Origin of the sequence: Flavobacterium jejuense (assembly GCF_006491595.2) — a bacterium.
GTDB lineage: Bacteria > Bacteroidota > Bacteroidia > Flavobacteriales > Flavobacteriaceae > Flavobacterium > Flavobacterium jejuense.
The window spans coordinates 56960-82581 of sequence record NZ_VEVQ02000009.1; the positions used below are offsets into that span (position 1 = coordinate 56960).

Sequence of the window (25622 nt, forward strand, 5' to 3'; positions counted from 1 at the left end):
TTCTCATGCAACAAAGTTTCCATTGGAATCTTTGTAAATATTCTTTCCATTAACTTCATACTCTTGAAGTTTTTGTATGGTTCTAATTTCTATTTTCATACACTTGTTAGGTTTAAATCAATATTATTGTATTTACCAGTTTCATCTTTTAACCAAATACGGAAATAGGTTTTACTTTCTGGTTTGCGTATCGCTTGTTCAATTAAGTCTAATGCCTCTGTAAACATTGGATCATTTACTTGCTTCTTGTATCTTGTAAGTCCAAGTACTTTTTTAGTATCTAAGCTTTTGTTTCTTTGAGTTTCAAAAGCATCCATTACAATTTTTTTTGCAAACTCATTCTTTGATTGTATATTGACATTAAGAAACTGGTCTAATTTTTCTTTTGCTGCTTTAATGGTTAAATCGTCAAATTCAATACGTTCAGAAATTGCAACCTCTATTTTAATGGTACGATTGAAATTGTACCAAGTATAATTTCCTTTTGTTTCTTTTGAAACATTTTTATCATTCATAAAGGCATCATAAGCTTCAATAGATGCTTCTTGTATTAAATCTTTAAAAGCACTTAAATCACGATTTACTTTTTGTGCTTGCTTTAATAATTTAGCAGTTAATCGCTCATGCAATCTTTCTACTGCTGTAGTTCTATTTACTGGAATTTGTGTTCCAGCTTCATCTATCCAAACTGGGTCTTTTGTTGTATGTGTTACTTTCATTACTTGTGTCTTAGATTTCTAATTTTAGTTAATACAAATTCTATTTTGCCATTTAAGGCTTTGGAGACTTCAAGCTGTCTGAACTGTTTTTGAATACCATTCAAAAAGTTTAATTGTTCAAACAGCGAGCCTCTCTCTTGGTTAATCGCAATCCTTTCTCCTGAACTGAAATGTTTTTCTAAACAATTGCTATCATACTCTAGGACGTTTTGCAATTCGTTTAATCTTTGTTCTATTTCATTTTGATCAAGCATTGGCTTTATAATTTGCGAGTTCATGGTTTACTTCTCTTAGATCTGATTCTATCAGTGTTCTATTTACATGATTCTGATTGTGTTGTAACCAAAATTCTAGTTCTTTCTTTTTGTTTATTAATTGGGTTTTAGTTTTAGTTCGCATGGTATAATGGTAAATTTTTAATTATTTGGATCTCATTTTTTAAATTGTCATTTCGTATAGCATCTATTAATGCTTTTGGATATATCTCATAAATTTGAACTGCAAATCCATAAAAATGATGTTCCAAAATATCTTTTTTCTTAGGTAGAAATTGCACTACATTGGTAAACTGAGTTAGTAATTTTTCATATTCGATAACCCACCAATTGCTTATTGTTGCATTTGCAAATAACTGTTGAATGTGAATAGGTGTTTTTCCATATTTCACACACCAGCTCCAATATGTTTGGAATAGTTTTTCATCATACTCTTCTGATGAAATCTGTAAGTAATCCATGATGATGTTTTTGTTTTCCATAATTTCTAATTATTAGTTGTTGCTTGTGTTCCTTGCAGTTTTTCGTATCCTTCCTGCCAAATTATATATGTGCCTCCATTTGGACCAATTGTTCTACCTTTACATGATGCTACGTAACCGCTTGTGAAAATCTTCTTATTTGCATCATACATTATTTTCGTTTCTAACTCTGAATAAGGATTGCTTCCTTTTGCCATGCCTGAGAAGATTAATATCTTCTTTCGTTTATACTTATTTGTAAATTCAAAGTATTGTGCAAGATTCTCAAAAAAATAAGTTGCTGAATTTATAGACACTACTTTTGGAGAATCTCTTCTATCTAAATAGTCACACATTTGTTGATAGTTATAATCTCTTGTTAAAAAATTATCTGCTACATCATGTATATTCATCCGTTTATATCTCTCTATAAAATCATCATCATTTAGATCCTCTTCCAATTCATTATGTATTACTTTCAAGACTTTAGCAAAGGCTTTATCTAACTCAAATAATAAACCTGACTTACCAGAACCAGAACCGCCCCAAATAAACCACACTCCTTTATCTTGTGGATTACCAAAGGCTTGATAAAGCTCTGGTGCAATGGTTTCAAAATCAATCTTATTTACTTTTTGGTTGACAATATTTGCAACGGTTAAAGCTTTTTTAATCTTACTCATACATTCCATCTGGTATATTCAAAACTTTGCGAACTAACTGAACTGTTAAAGGCTCACCACTTATATCTGATTCTCTTAGTGCTGGGACTAAACAATCATGAAGCTCACCATAATTATCACAATTACGTTGTAAAAAATTGACTAGTTTTTTATCTATACCTTGAAGGAACAAACCAAAACTTCTATCAATAGTTGGTATAACTCTAATTCCAAATTTTATCCTTCTATAAAATTGTGGGATTCCCGCTTTGTTTCTTTTTCTCAACTTATCAAGGTTCTCTCTTAACTGATCAGTTCCAACTAAAACAATAGAGCAATAGTTTTGTAAATTGTCATATAGTTCTTTCATTGTGCATAAAGCTGGTTGCTTCATATACTCAGCTTCATCAAAAATGATTTGCGGTTTATAACCTTGTGCTTTCAACTCTTTCATTTTCTTTGAAATATCTCTAAGCTTTGCACTTTTAGTTTTTCCAGTAGTGATTTTTAACTGATCAATAATTTTATCAATCAAATCTCCCAAGTTATCAGAACTACCTACAGTTATAACATAAGTGTCATGTGGATTTTTTGAAGCAAATACACCTATCGAATGTGTTTTTCCAGATCCAGTTTCACCAAAGAAAACACTCGTAACACCATGCTCTTTTGAATCTTTCAAATTTGAAATTACTGATACAAATTGTGGAGTAGGTTGAGTTTGCCAATAGCTTTTTTCAATTGAAAAACCACAAGTTTCAGCTAATGCATGAAAATGTTGAACTGGAATTAATCCTTGTTTATTTCCTGCATCATACATGAAATTTGAATCTTCTTTTAGAATGATGTTAATATATTCTTTACGAACTCCTGATTTTTTAGACACATCACTTTGAGAAAGTTGATGTAATTCCATGTACTGCTTTAAAGCTTTTACGATGTTCTGTTTAGTTGAAAATTCCATTATAAATAGTCGTTTAGGTTAATTTTACTTTTGTTGTACTCGTTTTGTTGGTTTAACCAACTTTCATTTGTTGATTTTGTTTCTACTATTTCCTGAAACTCTAGCACTTTTTTAGATTTTTCAGCAAGTCTATTATCACTTTTTCTATCCTTATGTTGTCCTCTAGAATCTACTAGTATTAATTTAGCAAGTGTGTCTGATAACTCAGGACGTTGAAATAATGTTTCCAAGTGCCTTGCATTTTCTTGACGCTCTTCTGTGATGTAGTTTATTATATTTTTGTTGAAATCGTTTACAGATTTTAATTCTAATGCATCACCTTCTGAACGTTCAGCTAATGCCATAGGTTGGACATATTTTTCTTGTAATATGAACTGATAAGTGCCTATTTCTTCAATTTTTCCTTTCTTATTTTCTGCATTTACAACTAATACCTTTGAAGTATCTTGTGGATCATACTTGACAGCCCATTCAAGGTGTGAAAGTTTTCTAAAGTTGATATCGAAAGAATCGAAACACAATTTTTGACCTTCAATTTTTACATTTAAACCATCAGGTTCCAAACTATTTGTGAATCCAGTAGTTTCTCCTAATGCTTTTAGATACATTTCGTGAAGCATTTCAGAACGGTATTCATTTGGTACATTTTCCCAGTTATTTACGTAAGCTTCTCTTTTCTTGCTTCTATCTGCTTCTAATGCTGTAATTATTTGCATTCTGCATCCTTCTTTATCAGGAAATGAACGTCTTATTTTATTCAAAAATTCATCATTTGGTTGGTTTTTTGAACCTGAATCAACATTATGTCCTGACCAGTTATCAAACATTTGACAGTACTCTCTATTAAATCGATTAAAGAAAGGTTCAATTACTTTTGATTTGGCATTCTTAACCTTCGTTAATGTTAATTTTACAGTACAAGCTTCATACATTGGTGTTAAGTGCTTCTTTTGATATCTATCAGCTTGTAATTGATATGGTTTATAATAATTACCAAATAACTCTTTAGTATGTTGAAATGCATTTCTCAATGCTTCTTTTATTAGCTTAGGACTTTCTCTTTCTCCTATTGCATATCCTATTGGATATTTATTAAATGGATCAAGTATTAAAACAACATTTAACCTGTTATGATAAGTAGTGGTTGAATATCCTTTATTATCTACTGTAGTAGCTTGATATAGTAATTCTGCATCCCATCCATCCATTGTCCAATAAATCATAGGCATTGAAGGTGCTTTTCTTTTGTTTTGCATTAACATTTTATTTGATAATGCATTAACTCCTTTTCTACCTGCTAGAATTACTAGATTTTTCTCTTCTTTTCTATTACCTACTGTTTGAGAGGTTATCGTTTTCCAGTTTAACCTTTCAGCAACTGTATTATAAATATTACAGACTTGAACATTATCTAAATTTGTGTGCTTAGCCAGTAATTCATCTAATAATGCCATTTGCTCGTTTTCTTTCACTTTTTGAGCATTTTTATTTTGTAGCCTTCCAGAAATAATAGAAATATATCCTTCTTTTAAATAATTATTTACTTGAATTCTTAGACCTCTTGATGATGTTGGTAACTTATGCGCTACTTTTCTAAATTGATTTACATCATTACTTAAGCTTTCCCAGATATTTAAACTATTAACTCCTAAAGCTCTAGCGTAGGCTTTTCTATTAGTTTTTAATTTAATTACAGTATTAAGTACAGAAGCATTGTAGGTATATAATTCAATAAGATCTAATGGCAGTTTTCTATTATCATCTCCATAAGTATGAGCAGAAAAGAAATCATAAGCTTTTTTATCAGCTTCAAAATGATCTTCAAACCAACTCTTTTTAACTTCCTGTTTTGGTGATCCAAACTTTACAGTTATACGGTTTCTCCATTCTTGACATAAAGAGTTAAATTCTATCAAAGAATCATGATTTAGCGAAGCTCTTCTTAACTGCTTCTCTGTACATGTGTCAGAATTCATACGTTTAAATAACGCATTGTAGGTAATTACTTTAATGCTTTCTGCATCAACGCTTTTATCGCTAATAAGGAAGCTTATCTTTATACCTAGCTTATTGTTATAATATTCGTATGGGTTATTCATCTTAAACTGATTTTGTTATTTTATTTGCCTCTTCAGTCAACATTTCCTTTGCTCTATCTCTGATTAAATCAGATTTATCACTTTCAAAAACATAATTTAAACTCATAGTTACTGTTTGATAACTAACATTAAATTCTTCTGCAAGTTTTTTCTTGAAGTCTGGGTGCAATCTTATTTTTTTCATTACTTTGCTGTATCAATTTTATACTACAAATATATACGCAAAATGCGTAATAAAAAAATAAAACAAGTAAAAAATAAACAAAATGAGTAAATTAATCAACAAATCGTTGATTTTAAACGAGTTAAAAAGTGTTTACGGATTTAAAAAAGATACAGAATTTGCGGATTTTCTAGGCATTAAGCCTCAAACATTGTCAAGTTGGTACACTAGAAATACATTTGATATTGAATTATTATACGCAAAATGCGAAAATGTTAATGCAGATTTTTTACTAAGTGGAGAAGGTAATATTATTAAAAATTCAATGATGGTTAATGAACCTAGTGCTGTTTATGGTTTAAAAACTGATAAAAACATAACTGATCATCAACAAATACCATTGTATAATATAGAAGCTACCGCAGGAATTGTTACTTTATTTAACGATACATCGCAAACTAAGCCAATAGATTATATACAAATACCAAATCTTCCTAAATGTGATGGTGCAATATATGTAACTGGTGATAGTATGTATCCACTATTAAAAAGTGGAGATATTGTAATGTATAAACAAATTCACAATATTAAAGATGGTATTTTCTGGGGCGAAATGTATCTTGTAAGTATGGAGATTGATGGTGAAGAGCATGTCACAGTCAAGTACATTCAAAAATCAGAAAAAGGTGAAGATCATGTTAAGTTAGTAAGTCAAAATAAACACCATCAGGATAAAGATATTAAGATCCAAAAAATAAGAGCTTTAGCATTAATTAAGGCTAGTGTTAGAATTAATTCAATGAGTTAAAACACTAAATTATTGATTTTAAACACATTAAAACATTATACATATATTAAATTGTTAATTATGGGTATATTTATATAATTAAAATAACCTTTTTTAATTATTTTTTATGCTATTATGGGGTTATGTATATAAATAATTAATGTTGTATTGAGGCTACCCATTAGGATACCCATTAGGCTACCCATTATTTAAAAATGAAGTTTTTAACATTTTTTATTTTTACATAAAATAAAGTTTAAATGTTGTTTAAATAGTTAATTAAATAGTGGTTAAACTCTATAAAAATCCTTTAATAGAGTACTTTTAAGCGTTTTTTATAGTGCTAATGGTAGTTATTCTACTTCAATAGAATTTAAACGTTAATTTAATGGTATATAAATGGTAGTTAATGGCTATTTATGGAAGAATTGTTTTTATACAAAAAAGCACCCGTTTTTATTGCGAGTGCCTTATTTTATTGACCTTTTTAGACCTTTTTTATATTATGTATATTGGAAGTATTGTTTTAGTGCCTATAGTTGCCACAAAAAGCAAACTGAAAAAACCACCCATTATCATTTTAGAAGTAAAGGATATTACATTTGTTTTTTTTCTTACATAATTCCATAAATCTGTAACTACAATAAAACCGAGAGCTCCTGAAACAGATAAAAAAGTAATAATTCCATTAATAAATGTATTAGTAGAAAATCCTTCAAAACTATTGTTATATAAACTAAAACCTGCTGTACAAAAGGAGGATACACTATGAAATATACTGCTCCAAATAGCAAAACCTGTATCTATATTTTCAATTTTAAAAGCAATGAAAAACAAAATAGCTCCTATAGCTTCCATTATTACGGTAAAGACAATAACTGACTTTAGAAAATCTTGAATTAAGAAACCTCGTGGCATTGTGAATTCTGTTTTCATTAATTTTTCATGCCAATGCGTCAAATGTTTTGTCGTTGCCAATAGAAAATAAGTGGTCATAGTCAAATACCCTATTCCTCCTATTTGAATTAATAATAAAATAACAAACTGACCGAAAAAAGTATAGTTATCAAATGTACTAACTGTCGCTAAACCCGTTGTAGATAAGGCTGAAGTAGAAGTAAATAAATTATCTATAAAGCCAATATTTGCTTTTTGTGATATCGGCAAAGATAATAACGCCCAACCTAGTATCATATAAGTAAAGAATCCATAAAAAAGGCTTTGTTGTGGGTTTAATTTAAGGTGAAATTTTAAATATTCACGTCTTATTGTTTTAAATAATGTTTTAGGCATTGTATTTTAAAATTTTAAATTATAATAGTTTTTAATAAAATGAGACGCATATACTAAGCCCAATTTCTCTCCAGCTAAACACAAATCCTTTAATTGATTTTCAAGGGAATCTTTTCTTTGGGGGCATTGATTAATTTTTTCAATTTCTTTCAGCCAACAATCTGTATTTGAAACTGTTTGACATAATTTAATTGCTTTGTTAATAGATAAACAATCTCTTTCACTTGGCACTTTATCAGTGTTGCAAAACAAGTTTTTCATAAAATATGGTTTTTTTAAGTCAACATAAATCGATAACCAATTCCACTTTCAGTAAGAATCATTTCGGGATGATTGGCATCTTTTTCAATTTTTTTTCTTAATTGAGCTACAAATACTCTTAAATACTGTGTTTGATCAGAATAACTTTTTCCCCAAACTTCCTTTAATAAATAATGATGAGTAAGCACTCTACCTTCATTTCTTGCTAAAGTCGCTAGTAAATTAAATTCAGTCTGTGTTAGTTTAATTTCTTCATTATTAATTTTTACAATTCTAGATACAATATCGATGTAAAAATTACTTGAATGTATAATTGGTTCAGATAATTCTTTAATATGGTTTCTCAAATGGGAACGCACTCTTGCGACTAGTTCTAATGTCCTAAAAGGCTTTATCAAATAATCATTAGCACCATTATCTAAAGCTTTTACAATTTCCTCTTCTTCACTTTTTACCGATAATATCATAATTGGATTAAAAAACCATTCTCTTAATTGTTGTAAAACAACTTGTCCATCCACATCGGGTAATCCTAAATCTAACATAATTAAATCGGGTTGAAAAGTGGCCGCAAAGCGAATGCCTTCCAAACCATTTTCTACTAGTTTTACATCAAAATCATTGGTACTAAGTGTTATTTCTAATAGTTTTCTTATTTGAACTTCATCATCAATAACTAATATTTTTGGTTTATTCATTTCCTATACTATTAAAAGTTGTAATTTCAGTCTCAATTTCAATGGTAAATTTGGCACCACCTTCATCCCTATTAGAAACAGTTATTTTTCCATTTTGAGCTTCTAAAAACCCTTTTACAATGGACAAACCTAATCCAGAGCCTCCAGATTTAGAGCTTTTTAATCTATAAAACTTATCAAATATTAAAGTGATTTCATCATTAGGAAAACCTTTCCCTTCATCTATAATTTCAATGAATAAACTGTTTTCCTTATTAAATAAATGTACTAAAATTGTGCTATTTTCTGGAGTATATAAAGTAGCATTATTTAATAAGTTATAAATTATTTGCTCTGTTAAACCAAAATCCAGTTTGAATAAAGGAATATTTTCAGAAGAATCAACCTTTATTACTTGAGAATATCCTTTATTTTTTAAATCTCTTACAGCCTTAAAAACAATTTCTTTTATATCTACCCAATCCATTTTAGGTGTAATAATACCCGATTCTAATCGAGACATATTTAGCAAATTCTCAACTTGATTATTCAATCTAAATACTGCTGTAGCTACTTCTTCAATTAGTTTTTCTTTTTGAGTTTCAGATAATGTCTTGTTTGTTTGAAGCGCATCTGTAGAACCTATAATTGCAGAAATTGGAGTTTTAAATTCGTGTGATAAACTATCTAAAAGTGTATTGTATAATTTTATCGATTTAAGTTTAGTATCTTTTTCATTTGCAATTTTTTCAATTTGTCTAATTTTAAACGTTAAAACGGCATTAATCATTGCAATGACAAAATACATAATAAACATAAAGACATCTTCAGTATTTTCAATATGAAAAGTCAGAAAAGGTTCTATAAAGAAGAAATTCCAAATTATTGCACTTAAAACAGCAGCCAACAAAGTAGGAAGAATTCTTAAAAACATAGCTAATAAAGAAACCGTAACCAATAAGATAAAAGCAACTACTTTATAACCAATAATTTCTTTGAAAATATAAGACAACAATGATACCAGTATAATAATAATGACACTAAAGAGATATTGGTTAAAATGTTTCAACTTAGTATAAAGCATAAAAAAGTCTTTATAATTACTACTACAAAGGTAAAGTAGGAATTATAAAGACTGTATAAAGAAACATCTTTTTATATAAAGATTTTATAAAGATTTTATTTATGTCTAGTATCAATAATATGAACTATTTTCCATGTATCAGCTTCTTTGACTAAAGTGAAAGAATTTACTCCTTTATGACTTAGTTTATCATTTATATAAAATTCGTAAGGTGTCCAAACATGAGCTAATAATCCATCTATTTGTACAGTATAATCTAAAAGTTTTTCTTCAAATTTCATTTCAACAGGAATAGCAATAATCGACTTTAAGAAATTAGTATAATTTTCAGTAAGCACTTTATTATTTCCCTCTTTAGTTTTTGCAATCGTTTGCAATACAATTTCTTTATGGGAAATTGTTCTTAAAACAATAGTATCTTTCTTATGAAAAGCAACAAAAAAATCTTCAATAGTTTTTTTGGGGCTAATTTCTTGTCCGATTAAAAAATTAATAGACAATAAAAACAAATACAACACACCTTTTTTCATCTTTAAAAAATTTAGTTCCATTCTATTGGTAGTTTTTTATTAAAATTAGTTACAATTTCTAAGAATATCTTAATTTTACAACTTAATTTAATTTCAAAATCAATAAATTCCTATTTCTATACCTAATATATTATGTCAGTAGCTAAAAAAGATTATAAAAGAATTACCACAAAAACATTAATAGAGATGAAAGACAATGGAGAAAAAATCTCCATGCTGACAGCCTATGATTATACTATGGCTAAAATTGTGGATTCATCTGGTGTTGATGTTATTTTAGTTGGAGATTCCGCTAGTAATGTTATGGCTGGTCACGAAACCACACTTCCAATTACATTAGACCAAATGATTTATCATGCTTCGTCTGTAATTAGAGCTGTTGAGAGAGCACTAGTTGTAGTTGATTTACCTTTTGGAAGTTACCAATCAGATCCAAAGGAAGCGTTACGTTCTGCTATTAGAATTATGAAAGAAAGTGGTGGACATGCTGTAAAATTAGAAGGTGGCAGTGAGATAAAAGATTCTATAAAACGAATTTTACATGCAGGAATTCCTGTAATGGGACATTTGGGATTAACTCCTCAGTCTATTTATAAATTTGGAACCTATACCGTTAGAGCCAAAGAAGAAGCAGAAGCAGAAAAATTGCTAGAAGATGCCAAAATGCTTGAGCGTATTGGTTGTTTTGCAATAGTTTTAGAGAAAATACCAGCTGCATTAGCGGAAAGAGTTGCAAAAAGTATTTCTATTCCTGTAATTGGAATTGGTGCTGGAAATGGTGTTGATGGTCAAGTTTTAGTTCTACATGACATGATAGGAATGACACATGAATTTAGTCCAAGATTTTTAAGACGTTATATGAATCTTTACGAAGAAATGACTACTGCAATAAGTCAATACGTTACAGATGTAAAAGCAGTTGATTTTCCTAACGAAAACGAACAGTATTAATTATACCAAAAATTAAAATAGAGATAGATAATCAATTTTAATGATAATTGATTATCTATCTCCATATTTAGAATAATATGAAAATAATACATAATCCACATTTTCATCACTTAAAATAGAATATAATTTGAATTTGGTAAATATTTTTTTTCTAATGATAGGCTGATTCACATACCAAGTTAACTTTTTCATATTTTTAAAATTTTTATTGATTATAGTGTAATCAGTATAATCAAAAGAAATATAATCGGTAGGATACTCCTTACTCTTGGTTTTAATTAAAGTAATATAATACGCTAAACTATCCTTTGTTTTTGAATGCAAATAAGGTGGTAAATAATAAGATGTTATATAACCAGCTTCTTTAAAAACTGAAGCGTTTTCAGGGAGTGTTGTTTCAATAATTATTTTGTTTTTTTGAATACCACTATTAAATACTATGTCATTTAACCTTTTCAAAGCCTTCTTTTTATTAAATCGAGTTAAATTTTTAAAATCAAACCAATACATAACTTCTTTATTCTCTTTAGAATTTGACAAATATTCCTCAAGATTTAAATGGATACTTTTAGCAGGTGGATGATTCACATCAAAAACATTCACAATAGAATCGTACATAATATCTAGCTCAACTCCTATAAAGTCGCCCTTTACTTCATTTAATTTTTCAATACTATTAACCCTATGAATCATTATCTTCGAACTAAATAATAATGAAAAGGTCATGTCAGAATAACCTATAATTATCACTAAAAATAGTACTAAAAAAAAGAGTATTGTTTTTTTAAAATTATTTTTAAAAAAGGTCTTCATAGGCTTCATTATTAATTAATAAACGTTTAGGCCTTTCATATTTTTTATTTAAAATACTTTTTGTAGAATCAAATGCTTTGAACTTGATGGAAGCTAAATCTGCCATAGTATAAAGTAAATTTTCAGAAGAATAAGATCTATTATTATTATTATAAATTAAGTCGTTATTCTCTTTCTTTTTAGTTTCTGACAACCAAAGCATAAAAGGGATGTCATACATCGCTTTTGTTCCTTTACTTTCTGTATGCCCCGAAAAATCAATAGTTTCATATACTTCCTCTCCATGATCTGATAAAAACAAAATAGCTGCCTTTTCCTTCTTTTCTTTTAATTGTTTTAAAACAGTAAACCAAATATAGTCTTGATATACAATTGCATTATCATACGCATTTATCGTTTCAAATGCAGTTTCTGATTTGAAACTAGTCTTAGGAGTATCCGTAAATGTATTATATGTATTTGGATATCTATCCTTATATAGCATATGGGTTCCCATCAAATGCAAAACAATTAATTTTTTCTTATTCTTATTTAATAAAACTTTTTTAAAAGCATCTAATACAATTTCATCATAAGGTGATTTTTGATTTGATATATTAAAAAATAGTTTCTTTTCAGCACTATTAGAGATACCTGTAATGAAATTATCCCAAATTCCTGATGGTCTTTGATTCGAAATCCAATAGGTAACAAAACCTGCCTGATTAAATAATTGCAACAAGTTTCCCTCATATTTCAAATCAAGATTTTCTGTATTTCCTAATGTTAATACCTTTTCAAGTGATGTCAAAGTATGTGTATTGGGACAAATAACATCTTTATAAACAATTAATTCATTTGCAACAGAATTCAATAAAGGTGTAGTATTTCTATAGTAACCATAAATTCCCATATGATGATTCGTTGTGGATTCTCCAATTATTAATACATACGTTTCAGGTAAAGTATCTTTACTTACTGTAACTTCTTGAAAATAGTTACTTTTTTTATTAAATTTTATCTTGTTATACATATCCATTTGCTCTTTATAATCTTTCAAAGACTTTACAAATACCACTGGAAAAAAACTGTTATTTAATGGAGGTAATAACAATACTATAAAACCTAGTAATAATCCTACTTTAATAGGTAATGTATTATTGAATTTAGAAAAGAAAAGGCTATCTAAATTAATTTTATTCTTTAGCCATAAATACAAGAATAATCCATAGACAAAAACATAACTACTAGCAATGGAACAAAATGTAACATTTAAGTATTGTTTAGTAAACGATGTAATTTCGGAAGAGTTGGATTCGAAAAAAATAAATATACTCGAACTGGTTAAATAGCTTTTAAAAGTAATTAAATAAAAGACTTCAATTAAAGAAAAAAAATATACTCCAAATACAAGTAAGGATAGATAACCCTTTTTTTTATACATAAATTGACTTGAAAATACCAACAATAAAGTAGAGAGTAAAAAATTTTGAATGATGTCCCTTTCAAAATGGATGCCATACATTATAAAAGGGAATAGAAATGTAGCAAGAGCTGGATAAAAAAATATAAAGCTTACTAGTATAAAATTATTCTTGTGAAGTATTCTCATCAGCACAAATATATTAAATTTAACCTATCTATTTTGCGATTTTTTTTTAACTAAAACAATAGTTTTATAAGCATATTCATTAAAAAAGAAAATGAGTACTACTTATATGTTAAGCTTAAAAAGAATTGGTAAATTTGCATACAGAAAATTTACTATTTTATATCATGTCATCTAAAATTATATCCACTAAAGACAATTTACAAATACTACACGAAGACAATCACATTATTGTCATTAATAAGCGTGTAGGTGATATTGTACAAGGTGATAAAACAGGTGACAAACCACTATCAGAAGTAGTAAAAGACTATATTAAAGAAAAATACAATAAACCAGGTGAAGTTTTTCTTGGAGTCATTCATCGTTTGGACAGACCAACAACTGGAATTGTTGTTTTTGCCAAAACTTCAAAAGCTTTAAGTCGTTTAAATGAAAGTTTTAAAAATAGAGAAACTAAAAAAATATATTGGGCTGTTGTAAAAAACACACCTCCAAAACAAAACGATACTTTAATTCATTATCTAAAACGAAATCCAAAAAATAATACTTCAAAAGCACATATAAAAGAAGTTCCTGATAGTAAAAGAGCAAGTTTAGAATATACTATTTTTAAGAAATTAGATAATTATATCGGTTTAGAAATTCAATTACATACAGGAAGACACCACCAAATTAGAGCCCAATTAGCAGCTATTGGTTGCTCCATAAAAGGCGATTTAAAATATGGTTTCGACAGAAGCAATCCAGATGGAGGCATTCATTTACACGCAAGACAATTGGAATTCATTCATCCTGTTACTAAAGAAGTTATAAAAATAAAAGCTCCTACACCAAAAGAAGTTATTTGGGATGCAATTAGTAAATCTTAATGTACAAATTTTAGGAGCACAAAAACAATCCTTCGGTAGAAAAAACCACCTGCTATTCGTTATATCTTTTCTTTTTTTAAAGAAAAAAGAAAAGGATACCACTACTATCAGGGCTAAAATAGAACTTTATAATTTTATACACTCTATCAAGTTTATAGATTTGACAACTTTTGAAAAGTTGTCAAATCTTATCCAAAGAAGTTGTTAATTCAATAAACTAAACATAAATACTAGTGCACCGAATTAAATAACTTGTAAACAAAACTAAATTAGCAATAAAAAAGAAAAAAAGGAATTAAACAAGTTTCTCTTGTTATAAGTCTAATAAATCCTATAAAATCTAATACTGCAATAAGCTTAGTAATGCTTCCTCAAACCTTACCTTAGGTAAATATTGATCTTCTAAAGCTTTCACAAAAGGAATTGCACTTTCAATACTACCTACTCGCTTTACAGGAGCATCTAAATATTCAAAACAATTTTCCATTAATAGAGCCGAAATATCACTTGAAATGCCTCCAAATAAAGTATCCTCTTGTAAAATAATTACTCTTCCAGTCTTTTTAACCGACTTATAAATAGTTTCCGTATCCAAAGGTTGTAAACTTCTCAAATCAAGTAAATCAGCACTTATTTTTGGATTTTTTGATAAGGTTTCTAAAGCCCAATGTACACCTGCTCCAAAGGAAATAACAGTCACGTCATTACCTTCTCTCAATAAAGCTGCTTTCCCAAAAGGAATTGTGTAATAATCCACAGGAACCTCTTGGTAAACACTTCTATATAATTGTTTATGTTCAAAATACATCACTGGATTAGGATCATTAATAGCTGTATTTAATAAGCCTTTTGCATCATAAGGAAAGGCCGGATACACTACTTTTAAACCAGGCGTTTTGGTAAACCAAGCCTCATTGGTTTGAGAATGAAAAGGACCAGCTTGTGTTCCACCACCACAAGGCATTCGAACCACAACATCTGCTTTTTCATTCCAACGGTAATGTTGCTTGGCCAATAAGTTTACAATTGGGTTAAACCCTGTAGAAACGAAATCGGCAAATTGCATCTCTACTATAGCTTTATATCCATTTATAGATAGTCCATTTGCTGCTGATACTACTGCACTTTCACAAATGGGTGTGTTTCTAACTCTTTCTTTTCCAAATTCCGCTACAAAACCTTCTGTTATCTTAAAAGCACCTCCATATTCTGCGATATCTTGCCCCATAATTACCAAGTTTTCGTGTCTCTCCATCGACTGACGCAAAGCGCTTGAAATGGCATCTATAACTCTTATGTTTTCGGTTGTATCAGAATGAAAAAATTGTTCGTGTTCATAAGGCTTATACATATCTTCCAATTCTTCTTCTAAATTTGCAACCACCTCAGGTTCCAGCTGGGTTTTAGCCCAATGTTGATCAATTTCTGCCTTAATTCTTTCTTTAATTAATACGTCATCTTCTTCATTAATTACAAAAGTTCTCAAAAGATAATCCTTAAAATTAGCAATTGGGTCTTTTTCTGCCCACATATCCATTAACTCCTGAGGCACATATTTAGTACCACTAGCCTCTTCATGACCTCTCATGCGAAAGGTTTTAAATTCTAATAAAACTGGTCTTGGGTTTTCTATCATGGAAGCTTTCAATTTAGCAATTAAATGCACAACCTCTAATATATTATTTCCATCAACAATATGACTTTCCATACCATATCCAACGCCTCTATCTGCCAAATTCTCACAACGATATTGTTCATTTGTTGGAGTAGAAAGCCCATAACCATTATTTTCAATCACAAATAAAACAGGTAAATCCCAAACCGATGCTATATTCAATGCTTCATGAAAATCTCCTTCAGAAGTTGCTCCCTCACCAGTAAACACAGCAGTTACTTTTCCATTTTGCTTTAATTTGTTTGCTAATGCGATTCCATCAGCTACACCCATTTGTGGACCAAGATGAGAAATCATCCCAATAATATTATACTCTTGAGTTCCAAAATGAAAACTTCTATCTCTACCTTTTGTAAAACCAGTTTTTTTCCCTTGCCATTGTGAAAACAAACGATGCAATGGAATTTCTCTTGTTGTAAATACACCTAAATTACGATGCATCGGAAGAATATATTCGTCTTTATCTAATACTGAAGTTATTCCAACAGAAATAGCTTCTTGGCCAATTCCTGAAAACCATTTTGAAACTTTACCCTGACGAAGTAGAATAAGCATCTTCTCCTCTATCATTCTAGGCTTTAAAAGTTTTTTATATAAATCAATAAGTTCTGGGTTGCTCAACTCTTTTCTATCAAAATGCATATAAATGGTTTCTAAAATTTTACTCAAATGTATAAAAAATAACATTTTTAAAGCTATCTGTGATAAAAAATAATTTTAAAAGTTTATTAAGGCCGCAAACCAATGTTAATAACTTAGCCATTTTAATTTAAAAATATTTCAATACATTTGTATTAATAAGGCTTTTATAGCTTATTGATTTATTAACAATAACGTTTTAGTATGCAACAAATTCCTAGTGTTGACTTACGTGATTTCCTGTCGGATGATCCGACACGTAAACAAAAATTTGTAAATGAAATCGGAAAAGCCTACGAAGAAATTGGCTTCGTAGCATTAAAAGGTCATTTTTTAGATGACAAATTAGTAGAAGGATTGTATAGTGAAGTTCGAAATTTCTTCAATCTCCCTTTAGAAACTAAATCCAAGTATGAAATTCCAGGTATTGGAGGTCAGAGAGGTTATGTTTCTTTTGGAAAAGAACATGCCAAAGGACGTTCCGCAGGTGATTTAAAAGAGTTTTGGCATTTTGGCCAATATGTTTCGGAAGATTCCAAGTATGCTAGTGAATATCCTGACAATGTAACCGTAACCGAGTTACCAAAATTTAATCCTGTTGGTAAAGAAGCGTATCAAATGCTTGAAAAAACGGGTATTTATGTTTTAAGAGCTTTAGCTCTTTACATTGGCTTAGATGAATTTTATTTTGACAAGTACATCAAAGACGGAAATTCAATTTTAAGACCTATCCATTATCCACCTATAACAGACGAACCTAAAGATGGTGCTGTAAGAGCTGCTGCACATGGTGACATTAATTTAATTACACTTTTAATGGGTGCCCAAGGTAAAGGATTACAAGTCCAAAATCATAATGGTGATTGGATTGACGCTATGGCTCAACCAGACGAATTAATGATTAATGTGGGGGATATGCTTTCGCGGCATACTAATAATAAATTAAAATCTACTATTCATCAAGTAGTAAATCCTCCTAGAGAATTATGGGGAAGTTCTAGATATTCAATTCCTTTCTTCATGCATCCTGTAGGAGATATGAAATTAAATTGTTTAGAAGAATGTATTGATGAAAGCAATCCAAAATTATATGAAGATATAACCGCTGGTGAATTCTTATATGAACGTTTAGTGGAACTTGGATTAATAAAAAAATAAAGGAAGAGATTCCAAGTTATAAAATTCCAAATTCCAAATACTTTTGGAGTTTGGTTTTTTCTTTTCATTTAAAAACTTTTTGGAACACAGATTAGAAAAATTTGTATAATCTATTTTAAAATTTTATTAAAACTAGTAACCTTGATTATTTAGATTTCTTTAATTTCTTAAATCAGTGTTCTTAAAATCATAATTACTATTAATGAAAATTTTCCCACATCAAGAATTGACAAAATCAATAATAGGAATTTATTATGATGTTTACAATGAACTTGGTTATTGAAAAAGTATATCATAATGCATTATTAATTGAATTAAAATCAAGAGGTTTTGAAATTGAAAGTCAAAAAAAATTAAAAGTATTTTATAAAAGCCATATTGTTGGAGAATATGTTCCAGACATTATTGTAAATGAATCTGTCATAGTTGAATTAAAATGTGTTGAATATTTAATTGAAACGCATGAAAATCAATTGTTGAACTATTTAAAAGCAACAAAATGTGAAGTTGGATTAATTCTAAATTTTGGAAAAGATCCACAATTCGTCAGAAAAATTTTCACAAATGATTTAAAAAAACATAAATAATGAATTTTTAAAATTTCTTGAATTTCTCTAATCTGTGTTCCAAAAATAAATTAAAAAATGAGTTTAGAAGACCAATTAAAAAAACTATTCCCAGAGCATGAAGTTTCAAACGAACCAGAAGCTATTGAGGACAAAGATCATGAATTATTCGTTCAAAAAGAACCAATGATTTGTAAATATGAAAAAAGAAAAGGAAAACCAACAACCATAATCGCTGGTTATGAAGGAGAAGATGAAGATTTTAAACTATTAGCCAAAGAAATTAAGAATAAATTTGCAGTTGGTGGTAGTTTCAAAGACGGAGAAATCATTATCCAAGGCGATTATCGTGATAAAATTATGAAATACCTTCAAGAAAAAGGTTTTAAAACCAAGCGCGTAGGAGGTTAAAGAAAATGTTCAGTTGGCAATATTAAATTGCCTACATTAAAAAACAAACTAAAATAAGAGATTGTTTCACAATCTCGCAATAACATTATGATACAAAATTCAGAACTTATATTAAATCCGGATGGTAGTTTATACCATATCAATTTAAAACCAGAAAATTTAGCTCACGATATCATTTTTGTGGGTGATCAAGAAAGAGTTTCAAAAATCACAAATCGGTTTGATTCAATAGAATTTACTACTCAAAAAAGAGAGTTTAAAACACAAACTGGTTTATACAAAGGGAAAAGGCTTACTGTTATTTCAACAGGAATTGGTCCTGATAATATTGATATAGTTTTAAACGAATTAGATGCCTTGGTAAACATAGATTTAGAAACTCGTCAACCAAAAGAAAAACTAACTAAATTAAATATTGTAAGAATCGGAACTTCAGGTTCATTACAAAAAGATATTCCTGTAGATAGTTTTGTAATGAGTGAATATGCAATAGGTTTAGATAACATGCTTCGCTCCTACTTAATTGACGAAGTGACAGAACATGACATTGAAGCTGCTTTTATCCAACAAACCGATTGGGATTTAAGAAAAGGACGTCCTTATGTTATTAAAAGCGGTGAAGCATTAGCTGTAAAAATTTTTAGTGATAAGATGCACAAAGGCTTTACTGGAACGGCTGGAGGTTTTTATGGTCCACAAGGTAGAGTTTTGCGATTAGACATTCAAGATCCTAACTTAAATACAAAAATGGATAATTTCAACTTCAAGGGAACTCGTATGACAAACCTTGAAATGGAAACTGCTGCTATTTATGGTTTAGGAAAATTATTAGGACATAACTGTTTGTCATTAAATGCAATTATTGCCAATAGAGCTACCGGTGACTTTAGTAAAAACCCTTATGAAGTGGTAGAGGATTTAATTGACTATACTTTAGAAAAATTGATTCAATAAAAAGTTAAGCAACACTGATTAAAGAAATTTGAGAAATTTTTAAAATTATTTAGATTTCTAAAATCGGTGTTCCAAAGAATTAAATATGAAATTCAGATTTGCAAGACATACTAACAATTTAGAAACAATTAAGTCTTTTTATATTGATATTTTAGGTGGTTTTGAAGATCACGATGGTTATGATGGTATTTTTATTGGTAAACCCAATTTAGATTGGCATTTAGAATTCACAAAATCAAAAGAGTTAATAACATTTAATTTTGGAGAAGAGGATTATTTAGTTTTTTATCCCAAAACCATTCAAGAATTTGAAAATATTAAAGCTAAACTTACTAAAAAGAAAATTATTTTAAATACATCTAAAAACCCTTATTGGAATGAAAATGGAATGCTTGTTAACGATCCAGATGGTTATGCCATTATAATCTGTAAAGTAAAAATATAGCAACACAAATTTAATTTTAAATATAGAATACATTCTTCTTAGACTATAACAATTTTATGAAGAAAACGTTGCTTCTTCATAAAAAGTAGATAATGTCTATAAGATTACGTAGATAAAGATTAAATTATGCCAAATAAATATTTTTTTAATTACATACCATATTAGAACTGAATACTTAAGACTTTTAGACACAATTTTAAAGTTTAGTACTCTGAAAAATCATCGTGTAATTCAAATTATTTATAACTAACTTTGCAAAGAAGTATTTTTACATACTAAAATCAGAACAATTACCATTCCCATGAATTTAAAAATTGAAACAAAACGACTTATCTTAAGAGAATTACTTTTTTCAGACGCTAAAGCTTTATTTAAAATGGATAACAATCCAAAAGTACATACATACCTTGGTAATAATCCTGTGAAAAGTATTGAAGAAGTAAATGATTACATTAGTGATATAAGAACACAATATGTAATCAATAAAATAGGTCGATTTGCAATAATACTAAAAGATACAAATGAATTTATTGGTTGGGCTGGTTTAAAATTTGTTACTGAACCAGAAAATGAACTAGTCAATTTTTTTGATTTAGGATACCGTTTACAAGAAGAACACTGGGGAAATGGTTACGCTAAAGAAGCTGCAGAAGCTTGGTTAAATTATGGTTTTAATAAAATGAAAAAATACAGTATTTATGCTTCTGCACACATAGATAACAGAAATTCAAAACGTATTTTAGAAAAAATTGGTATGACTCAAAAATCAGAGTACAAATGGAAAGATATTCCTTGTGCTTGGTTTGAGATTACAAAAGAGAGCTTTTCAAAATCATAATTTAAAAAATATGAAAGCCATTAGAATAGTTGGAGTACCTGAACATTTTAATTTACCTTGGCATTTATGTATTGATGATGGTGAATTTGAAGAAGCTGGAATCGATTTACAATGGACAGATGTGCCAGAAGGAACTGGCAAGATGTGTCAAATGCTTCGTGATGGAGAAACGGATATTGCCGTTATCTTAACAGAAGGAATTGTAAAAGACATAATAGCAGGAAATCATTCAAAAATTATACAGGTTTATGTGAAAAGTCCGCTTATATGGGGAATTCATGTAGATGCAAAATCAAACTATAAAACCATAGACGATTTAAAAAACACAAAAGCAGCCATCTCAAGATATGGTTCAGGTTCTCATTTAATGAGTTTTGTAAATGCACAGAATAACAATTGGAACACTAAAAATTTACAATTTGAAATTGTTAACACAATAAATGGAGCTGTTGATGCTTTAACGGCTGGTAAAGCTGATTATTTTATGTGGGAACGTTTTATGACCAAACCTTTGGTCGATAATGGAACTTTTAGAAAAGTTGATGACTGTCCTACTCCATGGCCTTGTTTCGTGATAGCAGTTCGCAATGAAATACTAGAAAATGAAACTGCCGTTATCAAACAAATTTTAGATATTATTAATACAACAACTGAAGAATTTAAACAAATACCAAGTATTGATCGCACTTTGGCTTCTAAATACAATCAAAAACTAGAAGATATTCAAGAATGGTTATCATTAACACATTGGTCACAAGATCAATTAGATGAAAAGACACTTGATAAAATACAAAAACAGCTTCATACGTTAAATATTATTGAAAAAACAGCTCCATATGAAACGATAGTTAAATAATTACTTAATTTTATCGTTTTAAATTTAAATGATAACCCTAAAACCCATTTCTTTAACAAAACTCAAAGAAAAGCTTTCCTTACCAAAGCCATGGGATACTGTTATCATATTTATTCTAAATATCTTAATTGCAATTCCTGTCTTTTTAATTGCGCATCAAAACTTAATTGAATTAAACTGGTTCTATAATTTAGATAGAATACTACTTTTTATCTTAATTTTAGTTGTAATTCAATTGGTTTTAAGAACTTTAAAAACAATCATAATAATCTGCATTTTCTTTTATTTACTAACATTAATATATGGAACATTTTTTGGAAATTATGGTTTTGATAGAGTGTTTGAAGATTATCGCTATATGATTTATGCCATGAGTGAAAATCCTAAACCCCAAGATTTAATCATTTCAAAGTTACTTCCTTTTCCAAATAAATCAAAAATTATAGATGCTGTAGATTTTACAAATCCCAAGGTCCGTAATTTTGCACTTTATGCTACAACCCAGCATTTTAAAAATGTAAAAGGATATGCTAAAGACAGAAAATTAATTCAATGCTTTGCTGTTTTTAAAGAAATAAAAGACAATTGGAATTATGTAAATGATCCAAAAGGAAGAGAATATATTGCTTATGCATCGGAAAGTTTACAACATTTTTCAGGTGATTGTGATGATCATGCTATTTTGATGTCGGCTTGTATTAAATCTATTGGAGGAACTCCTAGAATTATTCATACTGGTGGTCATTTATATCCTGAAATGCTCATAGGAGATAAAAATGATTTAGAAACAGCTGTTTTCCTAATAAAAAAAGTATTATTTGAAAAAGAGGTTAAAAATCAACAAATTCATTATCATATCGATGAACGAGGTCAAATTTGGTTAAACCTAGATTATACAGCCAATTATCCTGGAGGACCTTTCATGAAAGAAGAAATTTTAGGAGAATTGACCTTTAATTAATCACCAGTTTATTTCTTGTTTCCCAATACTTTTCAAATATGCATTAGTTTTACTAAAATGTTTATTACCAAACCATTTCCCTTGGTTAGCGCTCATAGGTGATGGATGTCCAGATGTTAAAATTAAATGTTTAGTTTCGTCAATAAATTTTGCTTTCTTTTGTGCAAAAGCGCCCCAAAGTAAAAAAACCAAATGCTCCTTTTCATTAGATACTATTTCTATTACTTTATCTGTAAATTGTTGCCAATGCAAATGCTTATGACTATTTGGAGTATCTTTTCTAACCGTTAATGTAGCATTTAGTAACAAAACCCCTTGCTGAGCCCAGCGTTCTAAATTTCCTGAATTAGGCTCAAAAATAGTATCAAAATCGGTATTAATTTCTCTATAAATATTTCTTAAAGAAGGTGGTATTTTAACAGTATCATTTACTGAAAAAGCCAATCCATTTGCTTCTCCTGTTCCATGATAAGGGTCTTGCCCCAAGATAACAATCTTTATATCATCAAACGAACATTCCTTAAAAGCATTAAAAATTAATTCTTTTGGAGGAAAACATTCATAAGTAGTATATTCAGTTTCTATATTTTGCAATAAAGCTTTAAAATAGTCTTTTTCCAACTCATTTTGCAAATGTGTTTGCCAAGAGGCTTCGATTTTTAGGAACATAACATAAAATTTTACCAAAAATAGAAATTTATACTGCAATAGAATGTAAATTTGCAAGTAAAAAGGAAGAGAAAAGAATGATTTCAGTTACGAATAAGACCTTACAAGATTTAGAATTTCATACCATTTTAGAAACGATAGCCAATAAGTGTAATACCGAAATTGGCCAACAAAAAGCACAACAAATTGTTCCTTTTTCAAATAAAGAACAATTATTATTTGAATTGTACCAAACTTCAGAATACGTAGCATCCTATTCTAATAATAATGCCATTCCTAATCATGGTTTTGAGACCATTACTAAAGATTTACATTTTTTAGGTATTGAAGATAGTTTTCTAGACACTACTAGTTTTAAAAAAATTGCTCATGTTGCAGAAACAGCCAATACGCTTTTACTCTTTCTAAAAAAGTTCCATGACTATTATCCAAAATTAAATCAAAAAGCATTAACAATTGAGAGTACCAAAGAAATTAACAAAGCTATTGATACCATTTTTGATAAATATGGAGAAATTAAAGATAGTGCTTCACCAGATTTAGTCAATATTCGTAGAAATATGCAAGTGGTTCGTGGTAAAATAAACCAAAGTTTTGGAACCGCACTTTCACAATACAATTCATCGGGTTATTTAGATGACATTCGCGAATCGGTGGTTGAGAATCGTAGGGTTTTAGCTGTTTTAGCTATGCATCGTAAAAAGGTGAAAGGATCTGTTTTAGGAAGTTCAAAAACGGGAAGTATTGTTTATATTGAACCCGAAGCTACTTTGCGTTATTCTAGAGAATTAAACGAATTAGAACAAGATGAAAAAGAAGAAATCATTCGTATTTTAAAACAGTTAACCAACGTTATTCGTCCCTATAAAAGTTTATTAGAGGACTACCAAAACTTCTTAGCTGATATAGATGTAATTTCGGCTAAAGCCAAATATGCCAATACTATAAAAGGTATTTTACCCAAAATAACAGAAGAAAAACACCTGTATTTTAGAGATGCTTTTCATCCTATTTTATATCTAAATAATAAAGCAAAAAATGAAATTGTACATCCACAAACGATTGAATTAGATAACGAAAGTAGAATCATTGTTATTTCTGGGCCAAATGCTGGTGGAAAAACCATTTCACTAAAAACAATAGGTTTATTACAATTAATGTTACAATCAGGAATCTTAATTCCTGTTCATGAGCGTAGTGAAACCTTTTTATTTGATCGAATTTTAACAGATATTGGTGATAATCAGTCTATTGAAAATCATTTAAGTACTTATAGTTACCGATTAAAAAACATGAATTACTTTTTAAAGAAATGTAATTCAAAAACCTTATTTTTAATTGACGAATTTGGTACAGGTTCTGATCCTGAATTAGGTGGAGCATTAGCTGAAACTTTCTTAGAAGAATTTTATACTAGAGAAGCCTTTGGAATTATTACAACGCATTATACCAATTTAAAAATTTTGGCAAACGAATTACCTTGTGCTATAAATGCTAATATGTTATTTGATGAAAAAACGCTAGAACCTTTGTATAAATTACATTTAGGACAAGCTGGAAGTTCATTTACGTTTGAAGTGGCTCAAAAAAATGGTATTCCTTTTGGTTTAATAAATCGGGCCAAAAAGAAAATTGAACGCAGTAAAGTACGTTTTGACAAAACTATTGCTACGCTTCAAAAAGAGCGTTCTAAATTGGAAAAAACATCTCAAACATTAAAAGAAGAAGAATCTAAAGCTAGAGAAGAAAGTAAAAAAATGGAAGGTATCAATGCTAAAATTCAAGATAAATTAGAACGTTATCAAGAATTGTATGATGCTAACCAACGCTTGATCTATATGGGGCAAAAAGTTGATGACATTTCTGAAAAATACTTTAATAATAAAGATAAAAAAACATTAATTGGAGATTTCTTAAAAATGGTTGAAATTGAAAATTCAAAGAGAAAGAAAATTTCAGCAAAAGAAAAGAAAGTAAAAGAAATTGTTGAGAAAAAAATTATAGAAGAAGTAAAAGAAAAAGTAGAAGAAATTAGAGTCGAAAAAAAAGAGAAGAAAATAAAGGCGCAAAAAATAGAAGCTGAAAAACCAAAAGTTACTTTAAAAGTTGGTGATCGTGTACGAATGAATGACGGAAAAGCAATTGGAACCATTGATAAAATTGAAAAGAATAAAGCAATAGTAAACTATGGTATTTTTACTTCTAAAGTTAGTGTTGACCAATTAGAATATATTCAACCCATATAAAGTTA

General features: G+C 29.0%; 28 protein-coding genes. 12 read left to right on the forward strand and 16 right to left on the reverse strand.

The window, feature by feature from the left end:
• Nucleotides 1–95 precede the first annotated feature (95 nt).
• The 7 genes from FIA58_RS13980 to FIA58_RS14010 form a co-directional block, all read right to left on the reverse strand.
• Nucleotides 96–719: a DUF3164 family protein gene (locus FIA58_RS13980; RefSeq protein WP_140963108.1), complete on the reverse strand. Its 624-nt coding sequence runs from the start codon at nt 717–719 to the stop codon at nt 96–98.
• Entirely contained in the window at nt 719–997 is a 279-nt protein-coding gene (locus FIA58_RS13985; protein ID WP_140963109.1) for a hypothetical protein, read from the reverse strand. Before FIA58_RS13985 ends, FIA58_RS13980 begins: the two co-directional genes overlap by 1 nt.
• A 110-nt stretch (nt 998–1107) precedes the next feature.
• Nucleotides 1108–1476, reverse strand: coding sequence for a hypothetical protein (locus FIA58_RS13990; protein WP_140963110.1), 369 nt, complete (start codon nt 1474–1476; stop codon nt 1108–1110).
• Between the two features lie 5 nt (nt 1477–1481).
• Nucleotides 1482–2138: a P-loop NTPase family protein gene (locus tag FIA58_RS13995; RefSeq protein WP_140963111.1), complete on the reverse strand. Its 657-nt coding sequence runs from the start codon at nt 2136–2138 to the stop codon at nt 1482–1484.
• A complete protein-coding gene (locus FIA58_RS14000) occupies nt 2131–3081 on the reverse strand; it encodes an ATP-binding protein (RefSeq protein WP_140963112.1) in 951 nt (316 codons plus the stop codon). Before FIA58_RS14000 ends, FIA58_RS13995 begins: the two co-directional genes overlap by 8 nt.
• On the reverse strand, nt 3081–5180 hold the full coding sequence (locus tag FIA58_RS14005; RefSeq protein WP_140963113.1) for a hypothetical protein: 2100 nt from the start codon (nt 5178–5180) through the stop codon (nt 3081–3083). The genes FIA58_RS14000 and FIA58_RS14005 overlap by 1 nt, the downstream gene beginning before the upstream one ends.
• Nucleotide 5181: 1 nt before the next feature.
• A complete protein-coding gene (locus tag FIA58_RS14010) occupies nt 5182–5364 on the reverse strand; it encodes a hypothetical protein (protein ID WP_140963114.1) in 183 nt (60 codons plus the stop codon).
• Between the two features lie 82 nt (nt 5365–5446).
• Between FIA58_RS14010 and FIA58_RS14015 the strand changes: the two genes are divergently transcribed.
• The gene (locus FIA58_RS14015; RefSeq protein WP_140963115.1) at nt 5447–6151 is read left to right on the forward strand and encodes a LexA family transcriptional regulator; all 705 of its coding nucleotides are present in this window, start codon (nt 5447–5449) and stop codon (nt 6149–6151) included.
• 477 nt (nt 6152–6628) lie between these two features.
• Here the strand turns inward: FIA58_RS14015 and FIA58_RS14020 are convergent, their stop codons facing one another.
• From FIA58_RS14020 to FIA58_RS14040, 5 genes are all read right to left on the reverse strand, one after another.
• Nucleotides 6629–7423, reverse strand: a complete 795-nt coding sequence (locus FIA58_RS14020; protein WP_140963116.1) for a potassium transporter TrkG — start codon at nt 7421–7423, stop codon at nt 6629–6631.
• A 6-nt stretch (nt 7424–7429) separates the two neighbouring features.
• On the reverse strand, nt 7430–7684 hold the full coding sequence (locus FIA58_RS14025; protein ID WP_140963117.1) for a hypothetical protein: 255 nt from the start codon (nt 7682–7684) through the stop codon (nt 7430–7432).
• 14 nt (nt 7685–7698) lie between these two features.
• Entirely contained in the window at nt 7699–8382 is a 684-nt protein-coding gene (locus FIA58_RS14030) for a winged helix-turn-helix domain-containing protein (protein ID WP_140963118.1), read from the reverse strand.
• Nucleotides 8375–9445, reverse strand: coding sequence for a sensor histidine kinase (locus tag FIA58_RS14035; RefSeq protein ID WP_140963119.1), 1071 nt, complete (start codon nt 9443–9445; stop codon nt 8375–8377). The genes FIA58_RS14030 and FIA58_RS14035 overlap by 8 nt, the downstream gene beginning before the upstream one ends.
• 95 nt (nt 9446–9540) lie before the next feature.
• Complete coding sequence (locus tag FIA58_RS14040; RefSeq protein ID WP_243754679.1) at nt 9541–9996, reverse strand: nuclear transport factor 2 family protein; 456 nt, start codon at nt 9994–9996, stop codon at nt 9541–9543.
• A 111-nt stretch (nt 9997–10107) separates the two neighbouring features.
• On the opposite strand from FIA58_RS14040, the gene panB reads away from it, so the two are divergent.
• Nucleotides 10108–10926 carry a 3-methyl-2-oxobutanoate hydroxymethyltransferase gene (gene panB / locus FIA58_RS14045; protein WP_140963120.1) on the forward strand — a complete coding sequence of 273 codons (819 nt, stop codon included), beginning with the start codon at nt 10108–10110 and terminating at the stop codon, nt 10924–10926.
• 51 nt (nt 10927–10977) lie between these two features.
• Here panB and FIA58_RS14050 read toward each other — a convergent pair whose 3' ends face one another.
• Nucleotides 10978–11739: a hypothetical protein gene (locus FIA58_RS14050; RefSeq protein ID WP_140963121.1), complete on the reverse strand. Its 762-nt coding sequence runs from the start codon at nt 11737–11739 to the stop codon at nt 10978–10980.
• Complete coding sequence (locus FIA58_RS14055) at nt 11723–13162, reverse strand: sulfatase-like hydrolase/transferase (RefSeq protein WP_165928930.1); 1440 nt, start codon at nt 13160–13162, stop codon at nt 11723–11725. The genes FIA58_RS14050 and FIA58_RS14055 overlap by 17 nt, the downstream gene beginning before the upstream one ends.
• A gap of 332 nt (nt 13163–13494) precedes the next feature.
• Here FIA58_RS14055 and FIA58_RS14060 point away from each other — a divergent pair, with 332 nt between their 5' ends.
• Entirely contained in the window at nt 13495–14199 is a 705-nt protein-coding gene (locus FIA58_RS14060) for an RluA family pseudouridine synthase (protein ID WP_140963123.1), read from the forward strand.
• Between the two features lie 340 nt (nt 14200–14539).
• On the opposite strand, the gene FIA58_RS14065 is transcribed toward FIA58_RS14060, so the two are convergent.
• On the reverse strand, nt 14540–16516 hold the full coding sequence (locus tag FIA58_RS14065; RefSeq protein WP_140963250.1) for an alpha-ketoacid dehydrogenase subunit alpha/beta: 1977 nt from the start codon (nt 16514–16516) through the stop codon (nt 14540–14542).
• A 201-nt stretch (nt 16517–16717) separates the two neighbouring features.
• Between FIA58_RS14065 and FIA58_RS14070 the strand changes: the two genes are divergently transcribed.
• The 8 genes from FIA58_RS14070 (at nt 16718) to FIA58_RS14105 (ending at nt 22702) form a co-directional block, all read left to right on the forward strand.
• Nucleotides 16718–17671, forward strand: coding sequence for an isopenicillin N synthase family dioxygenase (locus FIA58_RS14070; RefSeq protein ID WP_140963124.1), 954 nt, complete (start codon nt 16718–16720; stop codon nt 17669–17671).
• Between the two features lie 266 nt (nt 17672–17937).
• Nucleotides 17938–18258 (forward strand): GxxExxY protein, encoded by a 321-nt coding sequence (locus tag FIA58_RS14075; RefSeq protein WP_243754680.1) that lies wholly within the window; start codon nt 17938–17940, stop codon nt 18256–18258.
• 57 nt (nt 18259–18315) lie between these two features.
• The gene (locus FIA58_RS14080; RefSeq protein WP_140963125.1) at nt 18316–18648 is read left to right on the forward strand and encodes a translation initiation factor; all 333 of its coding nucleotides are present in this window, start codon (nt 18316–18318) and stop codon (nt 18646–18648) included.
• An 87-nt stretch (nt 18649–18735) separates the two neighbouring features.
• Nucleotides 18736–19602 (forward strand): nucleoside phosphorylase, encoded by an 867-nt coding sequence (locus FIA58_RS14085; protein ID WP_140963126.1) that lies wholly within the window; start codon nt 18736–18738, stop codon nt 19600–19602.
• Nucleotides 19603–19687: 85 nt separating this feature from the next.
• Nucleotides 19688–20047: a VOC family protein gene (locus FIA58_RS14090; RefSeq protein ID WP_140963127.1), complete on the forward strand. Its 360-nt coding sequence runs from the start codon at nt 19688–19690 to the stop codon at nt 20045–20047.
• Nucleotides 20048–20348: 301 nt separating this feature from the next.
• Entirely contained in the window at nt 20349–20885 is a 537-nt protein-coding gene (locus FIA58_RS14095) for a GNAT family N-acetyltransferase (protein ID WP_140963128.1), read from the forward strand.
• Nucleotides 20886–20895: 10 nt separating this feature from the next.
• On the forward strand, nt 20896–21741 hold the full coding sequence (locus FIA58_RS14100) for a substrate-binding domain-containing protein (RefSeq protein ID WP_140963129.1): 846 nt from the start codon (nt 20896–20898) through the stop codon (nt 21739–21741).
• Between the two features lie 28 nt (nt 21742–21769).
• Nucleotides 21770–22702, forward strand: coding sequence for a transglutaminase (locus FIA58_RS14105; RefSeq protein WP_140963130.1), 933 nt, complete (start codon nt 21770–21772; stop codon nt 22700–22702).
• Here FIA58_RS14105 and FIA58_RS14110 read toward each other — a convergent pair whose 3' ends face one another.
• Nucleotides 22703–23371, reverse strand: coding sequence for a uracil-DNA glycosylase (locus FIA58_RS14110; RefSeq protein WP_140963131.1), 669 nt, complete (start codon nt 23369–23371; stop codon nt 22703–22705).
• Between the two features lie 77 nt (nt 23372–23448).
• Here FIA58_RS14110 and FIA58_RS14115 point away from each other — a divergent pair, with 77 nt between their 5' ends.
• Nucleotides 23449–25617, forward strand: a complete 2169-nt coding sequence (locus FIA58_RS14115) for an endonuclease MutS2 (protein ID WP_140963132.1) — start codon at nt 23449–23451, stop codon at nt 25615–25617.
• Nucleotides 25618–25622 lie beyond the last annotated feature (5 nt).